This is a genomic window from Caldifermentibacillus hisashii, from assembly GCF_039654145.1.
GTDB lineage: Bacteria > Bacillota > Bacilli > Bacillales > Caldibacillaceae > Caldifermentibacillus > Caldifermentibacillus hisashii.
In genome coordinates this window covers 456,977-480,020 of the sequence record NZ_CP155467.1, presented here as the reverse complement: position 1 = coordinate 480,020, position 23,044 = coordinate 456,977, and the positions used below count along the sequence as shown (strand labels likewise).

At 36.6% G+C, this 23,044-nt stretch carries 15 protein-coding genes; 1 reads left to right on the top strand and 14 read right to left on the bottom strand.

Going from position 1 to position 23,044, the window contains the following annotated elements:
* The first annotated feature begins 469 nt into the window (after positions 1-469).
* Positions 470-1,381 carry an Rpn family recombination-promoting nuclease/putative transposase gene (locus tag NSQ14_RS02310; protein WP_346206937.1) on the top strand — a complete coding sequence of 304 codons (912 nt, stop codon included), beginning with the start codon at positions 470-472 and terminating at the stop codon, positions 1,379-1,381.
* A 100-nt stretch (positions 1,382-1,481) separates the two neighbouring features.
* Here the strand turns inward: NSQ14_RS02310 and NSQ14_RS02305 are convergent, their stop codons facing one another.
* From NSQ14_RS02305 to NSQ14_RS02240, 14 genes are all read right to left on the bottom strand, one after another.
* Complete coding sequence (locus tag NSQ14_RS02305; protein ID WP_346206936.1) at positions 1,482-2,672, bottom strand: ROK family transcriptional regulator; 1,191 nt, start codon at positions 2,670-2,672, stop codon at positions 1,482-1,484.
* Positions 2,673-3,243: 571 nt separating this feature from the next.
* Positions 3,244-4,404, bottom strand: a complete 1,161-nt coding sequence (gene mmsB, locus NSQ14_RS02300; RefSeq protein WP_034767661.1) for a multiple monosaccharide ABC transporter permease — start codon at positions 4,402-4,404, stop codon at positions 3,244-3,246.
* Complete coding sequence (gene mmsA, locus NSQ14_RS02295; protein WP_034767657.1) at positions 4,401-5,945, bottom strand: multiple monosaccharide ABC transporter ATP-binding protein; 1,545 nt, start codon at positions 5,943-5,945, stop codon at positions 4,401-4,403. The genes mmsB and mmsA overlap by 4 nt, the downstream gene beginning before the upstream one ends.
* Positions 5,946-6,018: 73 nt before the next feature.
* Positions 6,019-7,098: a multiple monosaccharide ABC transporter substrate-binding protein gene (gene chvE, locus NSQ14_RS02290; RefSeq protein ID WP_041902661.1), complete on the bottom strand. Its 1,080-nt coding sequence runs from the start codon at positions 7,096-7,098 to the stop codon at positions 6,019-6,021.
* Between the two features lie 755 nt (positions 7,099-7,853).
* Positions 7,854-9,047 carry a sn-glycerol-1-phosphate dehydrogenase gene (locus tag NSQ14_RS02285; protein ID WP_341287081.1) on the bottom strand — a complete coding sequence of 398 codons (1,194 nt, stop codon included), beginning with the start codon at positions 9,045-9,047 and terminating at the stop codon, positions 7,854-7,856.
* Positions 9,048-9,124: 77 nt separating this feature from the next.
* Positions 9,125-10,261: a GntR family transcriptional regulator gene (locus NSQ14_RS02280; protein ID WP_041847491.1), complete on the bottom strand. Its 1,137-nt coding sequence runs from the start codon at positions 10,259-10,261 to the stop codon at positions 9,125-9,127.
* Positions 10,262-10,633: 372 nt separating this feature from the next.
* Positions 10,634-11,659, bottom strand: coding sequence for an AI-2E family transporter (locus tag NSQ14_RS02275; protein ID WP_034767653.1), 1,026 nt, complete (start codon positions 11,657-11,659; stop codon positions 10,634-10,636).
* Between the two features lie 330 nt (positions 11,660-11,989).
* Positions 11,990-14,359, bottom strand: coding sequence for a phosphoketolase family protein (locus NSQ14_RS02270; protein ID WP_341287078.1), 2,370 nt, complete (start codon positions 14,357-14,359; stop codon positions 11,990-11,992).
* A gap of 353 nt (positions 14,360-14,712) precedes the next feature.
* On the bottom strand, positions 14,713-16,137 hold the full coding sequence (gene araA, locus NSQ14_RS02265) for an L-arabinose isomerase (protein WP_346216820.1): 1,425 nt from the start codon (positions 16,135-16,137) through the stop codon (positions 14,713-14,715).
* A 336-nt stretch (positions 16,138-16,473) separates the two neighbouring features.
* On the bottom strand, positions 16,474-17,172 hold the full coding sequence (locus tag NSQ14_RS02260) for an L-ribulose-5-phosphate 4-epimerase (protein WP_034767647.1): 699 nt from the start codon (positions 17,170-17,172) through the stop codon (positions 16,474-16,476).
* A 7-nt stretch (positions 17,173-17,179) separates the two neighbouring features.
* Positions 17,180-18,853 carry a ribulokinase gene (locus NSQ14_RS02255; RefSeq protein ID WP_216407964.1) on the bottom strand — a complete coding sequence of 558 codons (1,674 nt, stop codon included), beginning with the start codon at positions 18,851-18,853 and terminating at the stop codon, positions 17,180-17,182.
* Between the two features lie 630 nt (positions 18,854-19,483).
* Complete coding sequence (locus NSQ14_RS02250) at positions 19,484-20,938, bottom strand: transposase (protein WP_041845943.1); 1,455 nt, start codon at positions 20,936-20,938, stop codon at positions 19,484-19,486.
* A 623-nt stretch (positions 20,939-21,561) separates the two neighbouring features.
* The gene (locus tag NSQ14_RS02245; protein WP_346206932.1) at positions 21,562-22,242 is read right to left on the bottom strand and encodes a pre-toxin TG domain-containing protein; all 681 of its coding nucleotides are present in this window, start codon (positions 22,240-22,242) and stop codon (positions 21,562-21,564) included.
* Positions 22,239-22,550: a hypothetical protein gene (locus NSQ14_RS02240; RefSeq protein WP_343127807.1), complete on the bottom strand. Its 312-nt coding sequence runs from the start codon at positions 22,548-22,550 to the stop codon at positions 22,239-22,241. The genes NSQ14_RS02245 and NSQ14_RS02240 overlap by 4 nt, the downstream gene beginning before the upstream one ends.
* Positions 22,551-23,044 lie beyond the last annotated feature (494 nt).

Sequence of the window (23,044 nt, the reverse complement as noted above, 5' to 3'; positions counted from 1 at the left end):
TCTTTTAGTTTGTTGCTTTCTTTTGACTATAAATATCCATCCAGACCGCAAACATATGCCTTTAAAATGTTTTAGCCAAGTCAGAGAACTGTATAAAGTTGATCTAGAATCAAAGATCTGTCTTAAATATTTATTGTGGGACAATGCTACTCGGGAATGTGTTAAAATATGGGTACTTACATAAAAAATACTAGATGCCATTAGTTATTATGTAAAAATAAGTAAGACAGTTCGCCCAAACCAGATAGCTATTCAACTGTGAGATTTATGAATAGATAAATATCACAGTTGAATTATTTCCCTAATAAATTTGTCTTTTTTATACGTTTTTCTATCAAACAATAGCAGGATTTCTTAACCTGATATCGAAAATTGTATATAATCCCCCCTTACTTATTCATCCTGATTCAATTGCACAAATCACTTTCATTCCTAAGTATGGAATCATATTTTAAAAAGGAGTGACAACATGCCTGTTCTTACGTACGTTTATGAAGATGCAGGTACGTCAAGGTATACAGATCATGACCAACTTTTTAAAGAACTAATTCATACGTTTTTCGCAGAATTTCTCGAGTTGTTTTTTCCCGAAGTGCATAAGTATATCGACTTTTCGGCGATTCGGCCGCTTTCCGAGGAAGTATTCACCGATCTCTTGGGAGGCGAAAGTCGGCGTGCCGATATTGTTATCGAAGCAAAACTAAAAGGGGAAGAAACAATACTCATTATTCATGTCGAACCACAAAGCTACTATCAAACAAATTTTCATGAGCGCATGTATCTTTACTTTAGCTTGCTTTATAATAAGTATAGGAAACCAATTTTACCCATTGCAGTCTTTACGTATGACAAGAACTATAACGAAAAAAATGAATTTACGATGAGCTTTCCATTCTTCCATGTATTAAGCTTTCAATTTTTAACATTGACATTGCGAAAATTGCGTTGGCGTGATTTTATTCACTCGAACAACCCGGTTGCAGCAGCACTACTCTGTAAGATGGGCTTTACAGAAGCAGAAAGGGTTGAAGTGAAGAAAGAATTTTTGCGAATGCTGGTTCGAATGCAACTTGACCCGGCACGTCAACGGTTGATCTATGGTTTTTTTGAAAGGTATTTAAAATTGACCGATGAGGAGGAGAAAGTTCTCATGCAAGAGGTTAACAAATTAGATCCTGAATTAGCAAGCAAAATCATGGAATTGCCGATTTCTTATGAGGAAAGAGGGAAGGAAATCGGAAAAGAAATTGGAAGAAATGAGGAAAAACGAGAAATTGCTAAAAAAATGATTTTAGAAGGCCTCTCTCCAAATCTTATAGTAAAAGTTACTGGTCTAAGTCATGAGGACATTAAAGCCCTCAGCAAAAGTATTAACAATTAAAAATATACCCTAATTTTTCCGATAATTTGTTGATACTTGTATTTTTTATTAAGGACAAGGACAAAAGTGGAAAAAATAGAAAGTTTTCTAAGCAAAATTATTAGGCATCAAGAATCGAAACAGCGTTATTTAGGAACTGATCAATCATTTGGGCAGAAACACCTATTGCTGCTGAATAATATGCATGCTTGGAAAAACTAATAATCAAATCCTTTTGATGGTATTTCATTGTATGGTTTTTTATAAATTTTTCTATCGATTTTTCAAGCCAGTCTTTTGCCATTGCAAGTCGATTACCAATAATGACTTGTTCCGGATTAAAGATATTAATAATATTATTTATTCCGACTCCCAGATACATGCCTATTGAATGGAAGAGATTGATTATATCCTCATTCCCACTATTTGCAAGTTCAAGTAATAACTCTATAGACAAAGTTTCCTCAGTGATTCCAGTTAATTTTAATTTTCTTGCCTCTTCTAATAACGCTTTTTCGGAGGCATAAAGTTCCCAGCAGCCACTACTTCCACAAGTGCAATCTTTGCCATTTACTTGTACAATCATATGCCCCGCTTCACCGGAAAAACCATTCATTCCGTAAAAAAGCTTTCCATTCAAAATAATTCCAACACCAATACCAATTCCTGCACTGATATACAAAATATTATCACTTTCTTTTCCCGCACCGTACAGTTTTTCTCCGTATGCACCTGCATTTGCTTCATTCTCAATTAAAACGGGAATGTCAAAACAATTTTCGATTTCCTCCCTCAAATTGATATTTTTCCATCCTAAATTGGGTGCAACAAGAATTTCTCCATCGTTATTAACTAACCCAGGAACACCAATACCGATTCCAACAATTCCATAATGGCTTTGTGGTGCGGCATTAATTAAATCGGATATAACTGATTTTAATATTTCAATTACAACTTCATAAGATCGGACGGTAAGTTTTTTATTTACCTCAACAATAATATTACCTCTTAAATCGGTAAGAACGCCCAATATATAATTGACACCAAGATCTATACCAATCGAAAAGCCGGCCTTGTCATTAAATAAAAGAATTACTGGTCTTCTTCCTCCGCTTGATTGCCCGGGACCTGATTCATAAATTAATTGGTCTTCTAACAATTCATTCACAAGAGAAGACACTGTTCCTTTGTTTAGTCCTACCTTTTGAGAAATATCTGCTCTTGATATTGGTGCCTCGTGTAAAATGGTTTCAAGTACTAATGTTTTATTAATTTGCTTTACTAATTGCTGATTTCCCGTTAGAGTTTTCATATGGTATCCCTCATTAGTCTGTTATGTGATCTCTTTTTTTATTGCTTTCAATAATGGTATTATAGAGTAAAAACTATTATTTATAAAATAATTATATTATTAGTTTGTTTATTATACTAACAAATTTAGGGAGAAATTGGCAATCTTGAAGGAACAGTTAGGGTAGGAGTAAATTAACTGTTGAAACCGGGAAAGTCCTTTTAGCTCAGTAATCCGGACAACTCTTGCATATAAAGCTAGATCGTTTAGTCATCCTGCTTTATTAAAAATGTCAAATAATAATTTTAGAGAAATATTGTAACAATTACAGGTAAGCAGAATTTTCCTCTATTCCAACTTTAATTTCCATATTTTGAGCACAAAAAAAGACCCTTTACTTTAATGAGTCGATAAATAACAATAGATGTTCATATACTTTGAGCGACTACCAAAAAAAGCATGGATTTTTCAAAGTTAAATATTGGGTATCATCTATGAAATCCAATGCTATTAAATTTGTTGGTTTACTTTATTACCAAAAATGGAATGCATAGATGTATTCCATTTTTGGTAGTTTAATTATATCATCTAATTATTTTTTCTTTTTATATAGTATATCAAATGTAACTGCTGCCAGTAAAACTAATCCTTTAATGGCTTGTTGCCAGTCAATGCCAATCCCCATGATTGACATACCATTGTTTAGTATACCCATAACCAGGGCACCAATTACAGCACCGAATACTGTACCTACACCACCTGTCATGGAAGCACCGCCGATGACAGCAGCAGCAATTGCATCAAGTTCAAAACCGGTACCTGCTTGCGGAGTTGCTGCGTTTAAACGACCTGCAAAGATTAATCCAGCTAAAGCAGAAAGTACACCCATATTAACAAATACCCAAAATTTTACTTTATTTGAATTGATACCTGACAATCTTGCAGCGTTCTCATTACCACCAACTGCATAAATATGTCTTCCAAGAACTGTCTTATTCATCATTGAAGCATAAATTAGATAGATAAAGAATATTAAAACTAATACGATTGCTATTCCTTCATATTGTGCCAAAACAAAGGTAAATGTATTAATTATTACAGCTGCTATAACAAGTTTGGCAATAAAAAGTGAATTAGATGAAGTATCTACGTTATACTTTTTATCATTTTGTCGATTTCGATATTCAAAGATAATATAAACAATCGTAAGTAATGCACCTACTAAAATTGTTAATATGTGAAGGTCTCCACCATTAAAAATATCTGGTATAAATGCAGTACTTAAACTTCTAAAGCTATCGGGAAAAGGGGCAATAGTTTGTCCATTTAATGCTACTAGGGTCAGACCTCTAAAAATTAACATCGAAGCTAAGGTTACAATAAATGCGGGTATACGAACATAAGCCACCCAAAAGCCATTAAATGCGCCTATTGCAGCACCAATTAATAGCGATAAAAAGATCCCGACAATAACTGGTAAATCTTGGTTGACAAGTAAAATACCTGATATCGCTCCTACAAAAGCAACTACCGAACCAACAGATAAGTCAATTTCACCAGTGATGATTACGATTAGCATACCAAAGGCTAAAAGAATAATATAGCTATTTTGCATGATAATATTGGTTATATTTAACGGTGTCAATAATACACCACCGGTTAAAAATTGGAATAATATTGCAATAACAACTAAAGCTATAACCATACCAAATTGCCTAACATTATTAGATATAATCTTTTTTAAAGTATTCATTTTTTACTACCTCCGGACCGGTTTGTCATATATGTCATTAAAATTTCTTGGTCAACGTCTTCTTTTTTATGTTCACCAGTAATGACACCTTCACACAGTGTATAGATTCGATCAGACATACCAATTAATTCTGGTAGTTCAGAAGATATGATGATAATACTTTTACCTTGTTCAGCCAACTCATTAATAATTTTATAAATTTCAAATTTTGCACCTACATCAATTCCTCTTGTCGGTTCATCTAATATTAAAATATCTGGTTCAGTAAAAATCCATTTGCCCAAAACTACTTTTTGTTGATTTCCTCCGCTTAAATTTACAGTGGTTTGTAAAATCGATGGAGCTTTAATTTTTAATCTATTTTTTATATTCTCCGTTTCAGTGAATTCCAAATTTTTATTTAGAATACTATTATTTGAGATTTTTTGGAGGTTAGCTAATGAAATATTATTTTTTATATTATCAATTAATATTAGTCCATACTCTTTCCTGTCCTCTGATACATAGGCAACGCCATTTTTTATTGCATCTTTGACTGTATGAAACTCTACTTCTTTACCATCTTTATATATTTTACCTGATATTTTTCTACCATATGTTTTACCGAAAATACTCATAGCAAGTTCGGTTCGTCCTGCTCCCATTAAACCTGCAATTCCTACGATTTCACCACGGTATAATTTTATATTAACATTGCGCAAGATTTGTCTTTCAGTGTCTTGGGGATGAAATACATTCCAATTTCTAATTTCAAATACGACTTCTTCTTTTATACTTTTATTTCTTACTGGATATAAATTGGTTATATCTCTTCCGACCATATCTTTAATAATCATATTTTCCGTTACTTTTTCTTCTTTTACTGAATAAGTTCGAATCGTTTTTCCATCTCTTAAAACCGTAATGCTATCAGAAACTTGGAATACTTCATTTAACTTATGGGAGATAAGAATGGTGGTAATGCCTTGTTTTTTAAATTGTAGTAATAATTTTAAGAGATTTTCACTGTCATCTTCATTTAATGCCGCAGTCGGTTCATCCAATATTAATAGCTTAACCTGCTTAGAAAATGCCTTTGCAATCTCAACTAGTTGTTGATGACCAACACCGATATCCTTTATTAAAGTATTTGGATCTATATCAAGCCCTACTTTTTCTAGCAATTCTCTTGATTTTGAAATTGTTCCATTCCAATTAATAAAACCTCGTTTTACTTGCTCATTTCCTAGAAAAATATTTTCAGCTATTGATAGCTCTGGTATTAAAGCAAACTCTTGGTGAACGATAACTATGCCACGTTTTTCACTATCATTTACATTTTTAAATTCACAGTTATTACCGTTATAGATAATATCACCCTCATAAGTTCCAAAAGGGTGCACTCCACTTAACACTTTCATTAATGTGGATTTACCTGCGCCATTTTCACCACAAAGTGCATGGATTTCGCCTTCTTTTATCTTAAAATTTACATTGTCGAGAGCTCTAACTCCAGGAAAAGTTTTCGTTATACCTTTCATTTCTAAGATAATATTACTCATTATCATACACCTGCCTTTAACTCCAAAATAGTGGATGATTTCAGTCTAAACTGAAATCATCCATCAATCTTTATTACTTCAATTCATCCTCAGAATAATATCCTGTATCAACAAGTTCTTGTTTATAGTTGTCTATATCAATAGATACAGGTTCCAGTAGAACTGAAGGAACAATTTTCTTTCCGTTATCGTATGTCTTAGTATCATTAACTTCTGGTTTTTTCTCATTCAAAACATCATCAACAATTTTTACTGCACTTTCTGCCAATTTCCTTGTATCTTTAAATACAGTTTGTGTTTGCTCCCCGGCAATAATTGATTTAATTGATGACAATTCAGCATCTTGACCGGTTACAATTGGCATCGGTTTATCTGCAGAACCATAACCTACTGATTTTAAGGACGAAATTACTCCACGGCTAATCCCATCAAATGGGGAGTATACAACATCAATCAAATCATTTGAATAATGCGCACTTAAAAGGTTATCCATTCTTTCTTGTGCTTTCATTCCATCCCAACGTAATGTTGCACCTTGTTTAAATTCTGTTTGTCCACTTTTTACCACTAGTTTGCCACTATCAATGTATGGTTTTAAAATAGACATCGCACCATCCCAGAAGAAATATGCATTGTTATCATCTGGTGAACCTGCAAAAAGTTCAATATTAAATGGTCCTTTTCCCTCTTTCAAGCCCAGTTTTTCTTCAATATATTGACCTTGTAAAACACCGACTTTAAAGTTATCAAACGTTACATAATAATCTACATTCTCGGTATTCATAATAAGACGATCATATGAGATTACAGGTATTCCTTGTTTTTTTGCTTGATCAACTACATCTGTAAGTGCTTCACCATCGATTGAAGCAATAACTAAGGCATCCACACCTTTTGTAATCATGTTTTCAATTTGTGAAACTTGATTCTCTACTACATCTTCCGCGTATTGTAAGTCGGTTTTGTATCCTAATTTTTCAAGCTGTTTAACCATGTTCTTCCCATCTTTAACCCATCTTTCGGAGGACTTGGTTGGCATTGCAATCCCTATCGTCTTTGTACCCTTACCACCACTTGATTGATTGCCGCCACACCCTGTAAGGACTAAGGCAATCATTAGAATAGCAACTAGGAAAATGCTAAATTTCTTCATTACATTCCCTCCAATGTTCTTTCTTTTAAAATATTGGGCACGCTTACAAAACTAGGCTCTATTTTTACCCCCTTTTATTTATAATGGAATAACAGATTATTAGTCATATTCTTAAGCCTAAAAATGAAAGCGCATACCATTTGTGCTTTATGTATTTAGTATAATTTACTTGTTCGGATATGTCAATCAAAAATTCAATTGATTTTAACAAGATTAAAATTAATTTATGTAATAGCAAAAATAGATATACGTATAATCTTGTTGATAAACTTTCCACGAGAACAACAATATGTGTTGTAAATGCTATTTAAGCAAGACGATCCCACATTTACATTATATATTTGTCTACTAAAACAGCAATTATATATCCGTACAAGTTTAGGCTTATTTATTAATAAATTATATCTCATTTCATATTTTACCTTAACTTCCCAAGGGCTAGTCTTACTTTTCTAGTTGAAATTAGCTTTAAACCTCACTTTGGTTGTCCATACGAGTAGTGAGGTGAGAGTTTGGACCGCTTTAAAGAAATGGTCAGTCAGTTTAAATCCATATTATTTGCTTAGTAAAGGATATATGATGGGGGCTCCTAGGTTAGAAAAAATATTGGGGCAACATTTATGGACCAGAGCTTGGGACTGTTATTATTTTTAATAGTATTAAATGATGAACTTATTTTGGGTGTGCATAAAGGAGCCTAATCAAAAAATAGGCTCCTTTAAACTTTCCTAAACGCCCCCCTGCATCCTACACTGTTACAACCGTATTGGCGTCTCTTTTATTTGATTTAATAAAAGCAATCCGGTACAACGGTCACGTAAATGGTATGCCTCATTTAAACTTTCAATAACGATTTCTTGTGGAATGCCAAGCTCTTCAACTGTTGTTGGTCCCCCTACTTTTTCCAACAGTTTTTTTAATTCGTCCGGAGAAGGCAATTTTTCAATAACTGAAAAAATATACTCCCCGTATTGCTCAATGCCGTTTCCATAAACTGTGTTTTTAACTCTTTCTGAGCGTAGTAGTTTTTTCCAATTTTTCTTATACAATTCTACAATCATTGTTGTTGCTACCCCAACTTTTGCACCATGTAACAGTTGCTTTTGGTTCGTTTTTAACAGATACATTTCCCAATAATGAGATAGATGATGCTCGGCTCCGGAAGCAGGTCGAGAGTAATCTAATATTTGCATAACAAGTCCTGATTCTATTAATGCATTCATTAAAATCGTGATTCCTTTTTCATCTGCATTGCTTATTTCCTCAACATATTCCACACATGTCTCAAGCGCTTTCCGTGTCAATGATGCCGCCCCTTCATGGAAAGGTTCATTGCCAACTAGCTTAGAAATTTCCCAATCTAATAGAGAAGTATATTTACCTAAAATATCCCCGAATCCGGCTGCTGCCATTTCTCTAGGGGCTGCTTTTATAACGTCTATATCAGCAAAAACGGCAATCGGTGCAGCGGTTTGAATGGTTTGTTTTACCCCACGCAAAATTAACGGGGCACCTTTTGATGTAAATCCGTCTACCGATGCAGCAGTTGGCACCGAAATAAAAGGAATATTCATTTTATGACCGACAAATCTGACAATATCATGAATGGTCCCGGATCCGACCGCTATCAACACATCAGCATCATTCGGAGTTTTAATAAAGACTTGGACTAAACTTTCTTCATTAGCGATTACTTGACCATGTTCATTTTCATTAATGTTAATTCCAATCACTTCTTCAAAGTCATTCATTAAAAATTTTATTAGTTTTTCTCCAGCAGCTAAATAAGTATTTTGATCATAAACGACTACAATATTTTTCCACTGTTTTCTTTTTATTAACTCCCTAATATGTAATATTGCATTTTTTTCGACCCTTATTTCCGGAATGGAAAAATTACTTATTTTTAATTGTGAAGCTAATCTTTTTATGTCAGTATAAATATCCATCTTTTTACCTCCTATACAACTTAAAATAAAAATGTAACAGATAATCTATGTTCTACCTGTTACATTAAATTAATGACCTAAACTATTTTTTCATCCTTATCAGAAACAATTTTCTTCGTAGAATATCTAACAATCAATTCTGGTTCAAATACATATGACTCTGAGTTTTCATCTTTTTGTTTTAGGTTTCTTCCATTTTGAACTAAATTTAAAATCATTTTTGCTGCCATGATACCTAAGTCTGTTTTCGGATGTTCTATGGATGTCAATTTTACTTCTGATACTTCTGACAAAAAGGAGTTATCAAAACCGACAATCGATATGTCGTAAGGAACTTGTAAATTATTTTGCCTGATAACATCTAGTAATTTCATTGCAAGTTCATCATTATAACAAATGATCCCGGTCGGCCGGTCTGATGAACTTGTTAAAATATCATTTAAATGTTCAACAGGTTTTGTATTTTTTTCTGAAGTAGTGTACGTAATAATATTTTTCGGGTTAATCGGTAAGTTATACTCACGATGAGCCTTGATAAAACCTTTCATTCTTTTCATACCTTGCATATCATCGGTTTTAAAGAAACCTAATATGTTCTTATGCCCGGATTTAATCAAATGTTCAGTTTGCAAAAAACCGCCTTTTTCATCATTAACCGTAACACTTATCGGCTCCAATTCATCGTAATAGGCGTTAATCATGACATATGGTATATTTAAGGCCTCTAAATTCAGGTAATAGTTAATATTGGGGTTTGCTATCGCACTTTTTGTCGGCTCGATAATGGCTCCATCAAACCGTTGTTCAATAATCGTTTCCAAAATACGTTTTTCATTATCATGATCGTTATTTGTACTGAACAAACTAACTTGATAGCCTTCTCTACTTAATATACTTTCGGCACCACGAATAATTGAAGGAAAGATATAGTCAGAAATATACGTGACAACGATAGCAATGTTTTTTTTATTGAATTGGGTAATAGGTTGAAGCTTTGATAATCGGTCAGAGACAAATGTACCTGATCCTTGCTCTTTATATAACAAACCTTCATTTACTAAATCACCCAATGCCAGCCGAACTGTGTGCCTACTTACATTAAACTGCTTCATTAGTTCGCTTTCGGAACTAATTTTTTGATTCGGTTCGAAAGTCCCGTCTAATACTCTTGATTTAATCCAATTTTTAACCATACTGTATTTTGTTTCACTCATTATCATTGCACCTCCCTTTTCTAAACTTATATGCACATGTAGTAGCATAGCATATTTTGATTTGAGTTGTAAAAGTCCTTGCTAAATTTCTAACTGTTTGGATCTTCCTTGAGCCATATATTTAAATCCAACTATAATCGGCATCCCTTCTGAAAATATAATGTTTTTAATATTCGAAGTTGTATTAAAAAGATGTTACAGTCCCTTTTTATTTATTAAAAAAATATCTTAGACAAATAAAAATTGTACGGATATTTATAACCATTAATTTTATTTTAATATAATTTATACGTACAATCAATATTTTATTCTTTTCCCTGTTTTCTCAAAAATAAACACAGTTACCATTTTTGCAACTGTGTTGTTTTCGTTTTATTTTCTTTTTTCCTCAACATCCACCGTCCGAACGCCCAATACATCCAATAGAAATACAAAGATTGGTATGCCTAGAATCAGACCCCAAACACCAAAGAAATGCTCCCCAAAAATCAAGATGATAAAAGTGTAAAAAACCGGTAGATTGGTTTTTGATGACATGAGTTTTGGGTTTAAAATATAAGCTTCAATGGCATGGACGACGGCGACCATGATGAGCACATAAATGACTGTCATTACTCCGCCGATACTGTAGGCAATTATTGCTAGCGGAATTAATGAAATAATGACACCGGCTACCGGAATCAGTCCCAGAATAAATACCATAATGGCGAGCGCAAATAATTGTGGGAAATCGAATAGCCACAGACAGAACGTGGTGATCACTGTGTTAACAGTTGCGATCATAAATTGGGCTTCGATTACTTTTCCAAATGTCCCGATAAATCTCACACCGAAGTATTCCAATTCGTTATAAAAAGAGCTGATCTTACTTTCTTTAAAACGAATGGTAAAAGAAATGATTCTTTCTTTCTCCAACAGGAAAAATAAGCTCAAAATTAATGCCAACAGAACTTGCAGGCCGATTGTCCCAATATCATTCAAAGATTTTACTAAGAAAGAAACACCTACACCGATATAGTCCGTGATTTCGTACTTTTGAATGAGTGCGATCACATAGTTAAATACTTGGTTATCGGTCTCTATTGGTTTCGAATAAAATTCCGTAAGTTGATTGATCAATTGTGATATTTCACTAACTAAAATTGGTAAATATTTTACCGCTCCATATGTCAAACCTGAAACCACAAGCAAATAGAGCAACAAGACCGTAATTTTTCGATTCAATGGAATTCGCTTGGAGATGAAACGCTCCAAACCGTTTATTAGGAAGGAAAAAATAAACGTTAATAAAATAATATTGATTATACTCCGAAGCATATAAAAAACAAAAATCAGAATGGCAAAAATCAGAACTCTCCTAACACCTGTCTTCTGAAAAAAACGAAATACCTCTTCCACTTATCACTCTTCCTATCTAAAAATTTTTAATTTATCTACAATATTATTATTAATATTCTGATTATAACATTCATACTCCATATTATTATAGCATAACTTCTCCGGTATTTGTGGCTTTTGCCTCTATTTATTATCAGTAAAAAAAGATACCTGAAATGATTCAGGCACCTCGATGTACAACGAAACATTACTTAGAACGATTAATTTTAACTCCTATTTAACATCAATTCCCCGGCATTTGTGGCTTTTGCCGCTATTTATTATCGGTAAAAAAAGGTACCTGAAATGATCCAGGCACCTAGGGTACAGACGAAAAATTACTGAAAATGATTATTTTAACCCTTCCCATTTCCAGTTTTCTACTTCAGGTAAATCTCTTCCTTCGTCGCGGATGTATTGGTTATGTTTGGCAATCATGCCGTTCATTTCTTGGACGATATGTGCATATTTTTCCGCATTTGGCAAGTTTTTCACGACCGATTTCACAAGATCAAAGCGGTCCATTTGGTTTAACACACGCATGTCAAACGGTGTGGTAATATCGCCGTTTTCACGATAACCATGCACATGCAGATTGTGGTTATGACGATCAAAGAATAAGTCTTTTACTAAACCTTCATACCCATGGAAGGCAAAAATAATCGGTTTATTTTTTGTGAAATACATATCAAACTCTTCATCCGTCAAGCCACGTGGATCCAATGTTTGACTTCTTAATTTTAAAATATCCACAACATTGATGTAACGAATTTTTAACTCCGGCATTTTTTTATGCAAAATGGAAATAGCAGCAAGACTTTCTATGGTCGGTTCGGTACCACTGGAAGCAATCACTACATCCGGTTCATCACCAAAATCCGTACTAGCCCAATCAATCATTTTCAATCCATTATCGACCAATTCTTTTGCTTCATCCATCGTGAACCATTGTGCCCGCGGATGTTTGGATGACACCACTAGGTTAATTTTTTGCCGGTCATTCAAAATTTTATGAAAGACGGCAAGTAATGTATTGGCATCTGCAGGTAAATATTCACGGATAAATTCCGGTTTTTTATCGGCTAAATGGCCAAGCATCCCCGGGTCTTGGTGGGTGTAGCCGTTATGGTCTTGTTGGAATACCGTTGAAGTTGCAACGACATTCAAGGAAGGAATAGCTGTCCGCCATGGTTGTTCCGAGGCTTTCCGCAACCATTTGAAATGTTGTGTTAACATGGAATCAACCACTCGTAAAAATGCTTCATAGCTGACAAAAATTCCGTGACGACCGGTTAGCACATACCCTTCCAACATCCCTTCCGCTTGGTGTTCGGAAAGCTGTGAGTCAATAACCCTGCCATGAGATTTTAAGTATTCATCTTGAGGTTCTTCAATTTCCCCCAACCATTGACGTTTCGTTTCTTCAAAAACAGGAGCCAACCGATTTGATGCAGTTTCATCCGGACCAAAAATACGGAAATTATGATTGTCGCGGTTTAATTTCACGACATCCTTCAAATATTCTCCTAACACAATCATATCTTGTTTTTCTACTTGTCCCGGAACAGAGTTGTCCACTGCATAGTCCCGAATATCCGGCAAACGCAGATCTCTAATTAATTTACCCGGGTTTGTGACAGGGTTCATGGCCATCCGTTTATCGCCTTTTGGTGTTGTTCCTGCGATTTCCGGTTTTAACCGCCCATTTTCATCAAATAATTCTTCCGGCTGATAACTCTTCATCCACTCTACCAACTCATCCGCATGTTCCATATGGTCTTGGTCGACTGGAATTGGCACTTGATGAGCACGGAAAGAATTTTCTATCGGTACGCCACCCCATTCTTTCGGGCCTGTCCAGCCTTTTGGTGCACGAAAGACAATTATTGGCCATATCGGACGTGTTTGGTCCCTATTTTCACGTGCATTTGTTTGGATGGCTTTAATTTTTTCGACGACTTTATCAAGTGTTGCTGCCATTTTTACATGCATTTCTGCAGGGTCTTCACCTTCAACGAAATAAGGTTCCCAACCCATCCCTTCAAAGTATTTCGCTAATTCCTCATTGTCGATACGAGAAAGAATGGTCGGATTACTAATTTTAAATCCGTTCAAGTTTAAGATTGGTAAAACCGCACCGTCACGAATCGGGTTGATAAAACGGTTGGAGAACCAAGATGCTGCAAGTGGTCCGGTTTCTGCTTCCCCATCACCGACAACAACAGCCGCAATTAAATCCGGGTTATCAAGAACAGCCCCGGCACCGTGGGAAAGAGAATACCCTAATTCGCCGCCTTCATGAATCGATCCCGGTGTTTCCGGTGCTGCATGGGAAGCCACTCCTCCCGGGAATGAAAATTGTTTGAACAGTTTTTTCATTCCTTCCACATCTTGCGTCATTTCCGGATAAATTTCCGTGTAACTGCCATCAAGATAGGAATTGGAAACCATGACTTGTCCGCCATGTCCGGGTCCTTCTATATAAAACATGTTTAAGTCATATTTATTAATGACTCGATTTAAATGGGCATAAATAAAGTTTTGTCCGGAAATTGTGCCCCAGTGACCGATTGGTTTTGCTTTAATATCAGAAGCCTTTAACGGTTCTTTTAACAGCGGGTTATCTTTCAAATAAAGTTGACCAACTGAAATATAATTTGCGGCACGCCAGTACGCATCTACTTTTGCTAAATATTCTTTGGACGAGTAATCAATCGTCATCTTTGTTCACCCCTTCACAACAATTCAATATTTTTTACCCAAAACATCCTCCATGAACTACCCGCTATTAAACATAGCAAGTTTCGGAATCCCTAGAAAGTTGTAGGTACTTCACAGGTGTGCCCAATACCACTACTGATTGAGTGTTTAACTCTTTCAGATACTTTCTTCGGAATTTGCCTTTGCCCATCATATCTGACCGAGCTTTCATCTCCTCAATGAATAGAGGAGAATTCCTACTCGGGTATCCTAAACTCTTTTCGATAATCTGTAGATACTTTTGAGAAGGAGTTTTGGGTATATCAACATTATAACATTTTTAATCTATTTACTATTATTAAATTTTTTACAGTTTATTTAATATGAACTACTTCCAACCCTACCGTTTTCGCAAAATCTTCAATTTGTTCTGCAGTCACATTGAATGAAAGGACCGTATGGTGACCGCCGCCATTTTTAATCCATTCCTGAACGCCTTTTTCAAATCCACATTTTGGTGTCCACATTTGTCTTGCCACCGGTAAATGTGGAGCCGGTTCTTCCGGTTTTTTCCCTTCCACTTCATACATGACTAATTTAAAATGATCCCCAAAATCAGAAATGGTTAGATTGACTGCTTCTCCATCCAAACCGTCAAACACAAGACGGGCCGGATCTTCTTTACCGCCAATTCCCAATGGATGAACTTCCACACGGATTTTTGAACCTGCAAGTGTTGGGTCAACTTCTAACATATGTGCTCCTAAAATAGTTTCCCGACCTTTTATTAAATTATACGTATAATCTTCCATGAATCCTGTTTTTTCGTTATGTGCCATGATTTTTAGCAAGCGATCGAGAGCAGCAGTTTTCCAGTCTCCTTCACCGGCAAAGCCATAACCTTCCGCGTTCAAACGTTGGACAGCCATACCGGGTAATTGTTTCATTCCCCATAAATCTTCAAAGTTAGTTGAAAATGCCGTATAACCTCCGCGTTCTAAAAATCTTCTTAACGCTATTTCGATTTTAATTTGTTCCTTCACATGTTCCTCGAAAAATTCCGGATCATTATTGCCAACGACAAAGTCATATGCTTCTTGACATTCTCGGTATGTTTTTTCGATTTCTTCCGGCGATACTTTTTCCATTTCGGCAACTAAGTCGCCAATCCCATAGTAGTCAACCGTCCAGCCAAATTGAATTTGCGCTTCAATTTTATCCCCGTCCGTAACAGCTACATTCCGCATGTTATCACCGAACCGGGCTACTTTAATATGGAAACTTTCATTATAAGCTACAGCCACATCCATCCATTTACGAATTTGTTCTTGTACATCGTGGTCTTTCCAGTGACCGACGACAATTTTATTATTTTTATTTAAACGTGCATTAATATAGCCGTATTCTCTGTCACCGTGGGCGCTTTGATGCAAGTTCATATAATCCATATCGATCGTTTGCCATGGAATATTATTTAAAAATTGTGTTGCTAAATGAAGTAACGGTTTTTGCAATAATTTTGTGCCGCGAATCCAGTTTTTCGCCGGTGAGAATGTATGCATCCATGTAATGACACCGGCTACATGATCGTTGTAGTTGACTTCTTTCATGACTTGGGTAATACTGTCAGCTGTTGTGGCGACGGTTTTAAAAACAACCGGGTATGGCAGGTTCCCGCTTTTATTTAATTCGTTAATAATTTCTTCTGTATCTTTTTGTACGGCTTGAAGCGCCTCTTCACCATATAAGTGCTGACTTCCAACAACAAACCAAAACTCGTAATCTCTAATTTTTAACACGTGTATCACTCCTGTAGGCTCTCATATTTGTGTAAACTTTTATAGAAAAATTAAGTGAAACTTCCAGCCATAGGGGTTTCCCACTGATGGTTAGTTGAACTAATCAGACGCATGCTGGCAGCCCGTCCCCAGCTACCTTCTTTGTAAACTCGAAAATTTTGAGGTAGGGGTCTTGACTCGGCGTTAAGGTGGAATAAAGTGAAACTTCCAACAATGGGTGTCTCCCACGGATGATAGTTGAACCAATCGGGTACTTTTCTTCCTCCTTCAACATCGATGATTCCTCTTAAACCTCAGGAGGAAGATTTATTGTCCGTTTGTGCGGGATAAACACTCTTATTTCTTTTGACCATAGTAGGCGTTTTTGCCATGTTTACGTAAATAATGTTTGTCTAAAAGATATTGGTCCATATCAATTTGATACGGATTCAGCTGTAGCGTGTGATACGTCATTTTCGCCACTTCTTCCAAGACAACTGAATGATGAACCGCGTCTATTGCTGATTTCCCCCACGTAAAAGGTCCATGGTCATTGACTAAAACGGCCGGAACTTGATCGGGATCAATTTGGCGCTCCTTGAAAGTTTCAACAATGACGTCCCCGGTTTGTTTTTCATAATCTCGGATGACTTCCTCTTCTTTCATAGCACGGGTGACCGGAACAGGGCCATAGAACGTATCCGCATGGGTTGTCCCGGCTGCCGGAACATCTAATCCCGCTTGAGCAAATGTAACGGCCCACGGGGAATGCGTATGGACAATTCCTTTAATATTAGGAAACTCCTTATATAGGATAATGTGGGTCGCTGTATCGCTGGACGGGTTCAGGTCCCCTTCGACCACATTTCCGTTCAAATCCACAACAACCATTTGTTCCGGCTTCAATTCTTCATACGGGATACCGCTTGGTTTAATGACGATAAGATTACTATCCCTGTCAATTCCGCTGACATTGCCCCATGTAAATGTGACCAAGTTGTATTTGGGCAATAACATATTCGCTTCATAGACTTCTTGCTTTAATTTTTCCAGCATTGCTAAATCATTCCTTTGAGGCATTATTTTTGATTGCTTTCAGACGTTTCATGACATCATTTACACCGGTGCCAAAATAATCATGTAAAATCTTGTATTCTTCATAAATTGCAGTATATTTCTCTACATTTTCCGGAATTGGTTTCACTTTTTCTTTTCTTAATTTCGCCATTTTTTTGGAAGCTTCTTCAATTGAATCATAGCCGCCGTTTTCGGAACCTGCTGCAACCGCGGCAAACATGGCTGCACCGATGGCAGGCGTTTGCAGGTGCTCAGAGATTGTAATTTCTTTTCCGGTAATATCGGCGTAAATTTGGTTAAGTAATTGGTTTTTGTGTGGCAAGCCGCCGCAGACAGTGAGCCCATTAATTTCAATGCCACTGGATTCAAATTCTTCTATGATTCTGCGTTTCCCAAATGCGGTCGCTTCAATTAATGCACGATAAATTTCTTCCGGTGTTGTTTCCAAAGTCATTCCCAAAAGAAGTCCGGTCAAGTTCGTGTCAACAAGGATTGAACGGTTTCCATTCCACCAATCAAGAGCGAGAAGACCACTTTCCCCGATGTTTAATTGGCTCGCCTTTTCCTCTAATAATTGGTGAATGTTAAGGCCTCTTTCTTTCGCTTCGTCAAAATAGGCGCCCGGAACAGCATTGTCAACAAACCATGCAAAAATATCACCTACTGCATTTTGGCCCGATTCATAAGCATAGTATCCCGGAATGGCCCCATCTTTGACAACCCCGCACATTCCTCTCACAGGAATCTTTTTATCTCCTAAAATAATGTCGCATGTGGATGTTCCCATAATATTAAGCATTGTACCCGGCTTAATTACACCTGTTGGCGCAGCAGAAACATGTGCATCCACATTTCCGACCGCAACCGCAATTCCCGGATTTAATCCGACTTTTGCCGCCATTTCCGCGGTAAGTTCACCCGCTTTTGATCCGGTTGGATGGAACTCTGTGCCAATTTTTTCCTCAATAACATTTTCCATTTTTGGATGAAGTTCTTTAAAGAAGTCTTTACTTGGGAATCCCGTTTCAGCATCCCACATTGCTTTATATCCTGCAGTTGTGGAATTTTTCACTTTGTTACCGGTTAATTGCCAAGTGACCCAGTCTGTTCCTTCCATAAATGTATCCATTGCATCATAAATTTCCGGTGCTTCGTCTACAATTTGCATCAATTTCGGAAATACCCATTCGGAAGAAATTTTACCGCCATAGTATTTCAACCATGGTTCATTACGACGGCGGGCAATTTCATTTAACTTGTCCGCATGAGATTGTGCAGCATGATGTTTCCATAATTTTACCCAGGCATGCGGGTTATTTTTGAACTCGGGCAAGTTCATTAACGGTGTTCCGTCATTTTTTACCGGAAGTACGGTGCAAGAAGTAAAATCGATTGAAACACCAATGATGTCATTTACATCTACACCACTGTCCGCAACGGTTCTTTTTACAGTATCAATAAAACATTCGATATAATCATTTGCATTTTGCAGGGCCCAGTCAATTCCTAATTCAATATTCGTATTTGGTAAAAAGTCATCAATCACGCCATCCGGATAATCCTTCACAGCAGAAGATATGACATTGCCATTTGATACATCTACTAATACGGCCCTGGCTGATAATGAACCAAAATCAACACCAATGGTATATTTGGGCATAAGCGCACCTCCTATATTTTTAAACGCTTACAACTAACTGGTTTTATTGTAGTATAGATGTACGTATAAGTCAATAGAGTATCGTTATTTATAATGAATTAATACTTACATGTTGGTTTCGCTTATTATAGGAATCTATTAGATATCTCAACACAAATAATGATTTTTAACAAAAATAAACTTGCTTTTATTCACATTAAAAATCTAATCGTTTTTTATACGAACAATTTTTATTTTCTTTTGTTTATATTCTAAATTTGTAAGTACATACTTAAATCAGTTGATTATAGATGTATGTAGCTGGAAGTCGAAAGGTTTTTATGTATAAACTAGTGGTTTTTAAACATAAAAAAACCGTCTTTTCAAAAAAATTGTATGTTCAAAATGACTTACAATTTCTTAGAGCCTCTGCCAAAATAAAAAATATACCCTTGAGCGAGGCTCTGGAAAATTAATTATCTCGTTTTTTGCCTTTTCTTCCAGATTTTTAAATTTAATAAAAATAAAATGGCTATTTTTCTCCAAAAAAGGGCATACGTATCCTGCCTTCACAAAATGGGTTTTTTTCACTGCCCTTTGTGGAAAGGAGACGCTGCATTTGACTTATTCACATATCCACCTGTGAATAACTTAATTCAGTCGATGGCGTGTCCATCCACAATTGGCCTTTCCTGTCTGATGATACGCCATATTTGCCATGATATGCATAGATATCATGCAACGATCCACATGCGCTTCAACTGCCTGTTTTCCACGCTTGTGAACACGACGGAGACTATATCCGTCTTTTAGAATGCCAAAGATTCGTTCGATGATCGTTCTGGCACTATATAACACTTTAAATTTCCGCCCATGTTGGGGCAACTCGACGTCTACTTGAGGCGCTTGATCAAAGTCCAGCCGAAATACTCTTCCTTGTGCTGCCCCATTACAACATTCCACGTGATTCGACAGCGGGCAGGTGAGTCCTTCTTGCCTAGCATTTGGATGAAATACAGGACAAGTGTAAATATATTGCCCCTTTTCCCGATCAGATCCTCTAAGGTCCATTTTATGTTCACTGATACAGATGGGGGTGCCGTACCGATTGATTTTTTCAATTCCCCGGGCGGAAGTTGGTTTATCTTTACGGTTCCGTGGGTTGATGGGTGCCACCAATTTCGCCTGTAATACGTCCTTTGTCACTTTTTGATTTTCCGGCGTTTGGTAGATTCCATCTGCCAAGATAAAGTCCAACTGCTCAGCCATCTCGGGGTGCTCCGCCTTAAACGTCTCCAATGTCGTTTCTAATGTTTTCCCATCAGGTGTATTTCCTTTGAATACTTCCCGCGTCAAAGGCAAGCCGGATTTCACCCCGCATACCATTGATAATTTATGCGCAATATAGGAGACTGCATTGCTTTTACGCATCACCCCTGCGTTATCATCTGTAAGGATTCTGGGGCAATCGCAATCACCTTTGCAAGAACACGTCTTCCTTGTTTTATTCAACGTTGCTTCTGCCTCTATATGTGATGTATCCACGGCGACTGCTTTCTCAAAAGTTTCAACCACGCCTTCCCTTTTATTATATTCAACCACCAATAGCCGGGCTTTTTCCCAAAGATCATTTGTTGTCATGATTTGATCAAAGCGAGCAAAGGAACGGTAGCTCGGAATTTTCTCCGTAAATCCACACATGGCGGCAAATAGCGGGTTTGATTTCACTTGTAAATAGACACTTTCAACCATCACTTCAATATATTGTAAAGAGGCCAGTTCAAAAGCACGAAAAAAGGGCATGAAAGGATGCGGTTTTCTCCCGGCAGGAGAGGAATGAAATAAGGAAGACGTAGACTTATCTTCTTCCTCCGGTATTGAAAATAGTGCTGGTTGTATTTCATTAAAATGATCATGTGCTCTTTCCTTTTTTAGGTGCAAATATAAAAAGGTGTAGTAATCTCGTTCAACCGGTTTAAAAATCTCCCATGGAAAACACATGGCCGGAATGACAAAGGGTATATCGGCATAGTCTTGCCAATTGTGGGGAATCAAATTTTGTTGTATTGATAAATCTCTGGTTTGTGTTAGAATAGAAGTAGTCATGAAATCACTCCTTGGATACTGGATATTGGGTAGTACTTATATCTTACCAAAGGAGTGACTTTCATGGCACTTTTTTTTCAAAAATAATTATGTTTTTCCATTTTACAATATTTACCAGGGGAATGAGTAGCCTAATCTATTAAAACTCGTCTAAAACCGACTGAAATGGAAAAATTCAGATATTGATAATAAGCGAATTTATCCACTGAAATTAAAACTCACCATTTTTTCTTTTATACTTGTCATAATATTCGTGCAAATACCTTTTTCTATAGTGGAATAAATCCACGATCTTTAATTGTCTGACTGCCTACTGCTTCAGGAGATACAGCATTTTGGCAAAGGCTCTTAGAAAAAACGATTTAATAGGAATGATTTTAATTTGCTTAAAGGGGCGGTGAAAATTATCCAACTTTTCTAAATGAACATTTTTAAAACAAATAGTATCGTGCATGATACGACCGTCCCAAGAGGAATTACAACCCTAAATTTTATTTTGATGGTGTAAAATATAAATTTTTTTAATTTCGCCATACATTATCGCCGTAAATCTTGTCATTCTCGTTAGTTTTTTGCCATTCCCTGTCCATAACTTCCCCCTCCATGTAGACAGCCACACCGATTCATGCATAAACTTCCTGCATTAATTGCGGAAGCCGAATTTCTCCAATCTCCTTCTTTATTGTATCAAACCAAGCCTTGGTCAGGGCAATTGGCGAATTTACTACCTGATCATACACGGAGCGAAAGGCTTGGTGGAATTTCTTTGGGTCTAGGACATTTCGAATTTTCTTGAGCACTCCCGGTGTTTTGGCAAGGGCTGGGATTCCTGCATCGACACCTTTTATCAACGTTTTCCCGCCAACCCCTGCTGCTTTTGCCGGGGGAAGTAACGAAAGAGCCAGAAAACCTCCCGCAAGTACACGATCGCCAAAAGAAAGCTTCTTACCAGTAACCGGATCATATTCACTGACTATCCGTTGTGCGTCGTTCCATCCGACGAGTTCCAGTAAAAACTCGCTTACTTTGTTCCCCATCTTTTGTTCATCTTTTTCCATTTCGGCAGCCGTGAGCCTAATTAATCTTTGGGCCTCATCAAGCTTATTTTTGTATTCGTTAATCGAATACCTCAATTCATATTCTAAGGCATGGATCGAATCCGGAAGTACACCCGGGAAGTTGGCCAAAAGCGAGGTGAAATGCCAGTTAAGGGCTTCCAGGGCTTCGTCACATTCCCGCTCCACTTTTCCTATTTTATCCGCAAACTCCTCCAAATCATCGAATTTTACCTTAATTTTACTCATCGCAAGGCCTCACATTTGGCTAGCAAACTACGTATCTCTTTGTTGATGGCGTTTATGAGTTGATCGCCTTGTTGATCAATTTTATTCTCGATATGATGAATCTCAGCTGCGATTTCTTCATACTTGTTCCTTGTTTCCCCTTCCCAATGATTTGCGTAAGAGCTATCTGCGGATCGATACATTTGTAAACTGCTATCGATTCTGTTTACAGCCTGATGAACATTGGAACGGTAGCCTTCTAAAATTTCCACCATCAGTAAAAACTTCCCGCGCTGTATTTTCCTTTCAATTTCGTCTAAAAGCTCCATAATTCCTACCCCTTTAGCAAATTCTTTATAATGGAAATTTTACCAATAGGGTAAAAATATTAAAATGGTCAAAAAGTCATAAAGCTAAGTTTTAAATCAGGAAAAAAGTGCTATTTTCTACTACCCATAGTTTAAAAGGCTCCCCCTATATTGTGTATATGTCCACTTGCCCATATTTATTAGATGCGAACGAACTGAATGGTCACAATCGTGAATGACATAGACATGAAAAAGTACTATTCCAATTTAAGCATAGCAATTTTTCACAAAACAGCATATTCCATTCAAACATTACCAAGGTCTTCGTTTTCTTTTTTCACAACCAAGTCAGTTTGGAATCTATTACTTGTGAATCCATGTTCATTTCGTCATTCTCCGGAAAGGTAATTTGCTTGTGCTCGCCTGTCTTTATATTGATTGTATATAAGTGTGTTAAACATTGTAGGTACAGGGCCCTATACTCCTGTTAAAATTTCCAATTAATCTAAATCTTA

What these genes read in the sequence shown, in the direction of transcription:
- chvE (WP_041902661.1), bottom strand. Translation starts at nt 7,098, where the DNA reads ATGAAGAAATTTAGCATTTTCCTAGTTGCTATTCTAATGATTGCCTTA.
- NSQ14_RS02280 (WP_041847491.1), bottom strand. Translation starts at nt 10,261, where the DNA reads ATGAGTGAAACAAAATACAGTATGGTTAAAAATTGGATTAAATCAAGA.
- NSQ14_RS02305 (WP_346206936.1), bottom strand. Translation starts at nt 2,672, where the DNA reads ATGAAAACTCTAACGGGAAATCAGCAATTAGTAAAGCAAATTAATAAA.
- mmsB (WP_034767661.1), bottom strand. Translation starts at nt 4,404, where the DNA reads ATGAATACTTTAAAAAAGATTATATCTAATAATGTTAGGCAATTTGGT.
- NSQ14_RS02240 (WP_343127807.1), bottom strand. Translation starts at nt 22,550, where the DNA reads ATGGAGCTTTTAGACGAAATTGAAAGGAAAATACAGCGCGGGAAGTTT.
- NSQ14_RS02310 (WP_346206937.1), top strand. Translation starts at nt 470, where the DNA reads ATGCCTGTTCTTACGTACGTTTATGAAGATGCAGGTACGTCAAGGTAT.
- NSQ14_RS02250 (WP_041845943.1), bottom strand. Translation starts at nt 20,938, where the DNA reads ATGACTACTTCTATTCTAACACAAACCAGAGATTTATCAATACAACAA.
- mmsA (WP_034767657.1), bottom strand. Translation starts at nt 5,945, where the DNA reads ATGAGTAATATTATCTTAGAAATGAAAGGTATAACGAAAACTTTTCCT.
- NSQ14_RS02270 (WP_341287078.1), bottom strand. Translation starts at nt 14,359, where the DNA reads ATGACGATTGATTACTCGTCCAAAGAATATTTAGCAAAAGTAGATGCG.
- NSQ14_RS02285 (WP_341287081.1), bottom strand. Translation starts at nt 9,047, where the DNA reads ATGGATATTTATACTGACATAAAAAGATTAGCTTCACAATTAAAAATA.
- NSQ14_RS02245 (WP_346206932.1), bottom strand. Translation starts at nt 22,242, where the DNA reads ATGAGTAAAATTAAGGTAAAATTCGATGATTTGGAGGAGTTTGCGGAT.
- NSQ14_RS02260 (WP_034767647.1), bottom strand. Translation starts at nt 17,172, where the DNA reads ATGCTGGAAAAATTAAAGCAAGAAGTCTATGAAGCGAATATGTTATTG.
- NSQ14_RS02255 (WP_216407964.1), bottom strand. Translation starts at nt 18,853, where the DNA reads ATGCCCAAATATACCATTGGTGTTGATTTTGGTTCATTATCAGCCAGG.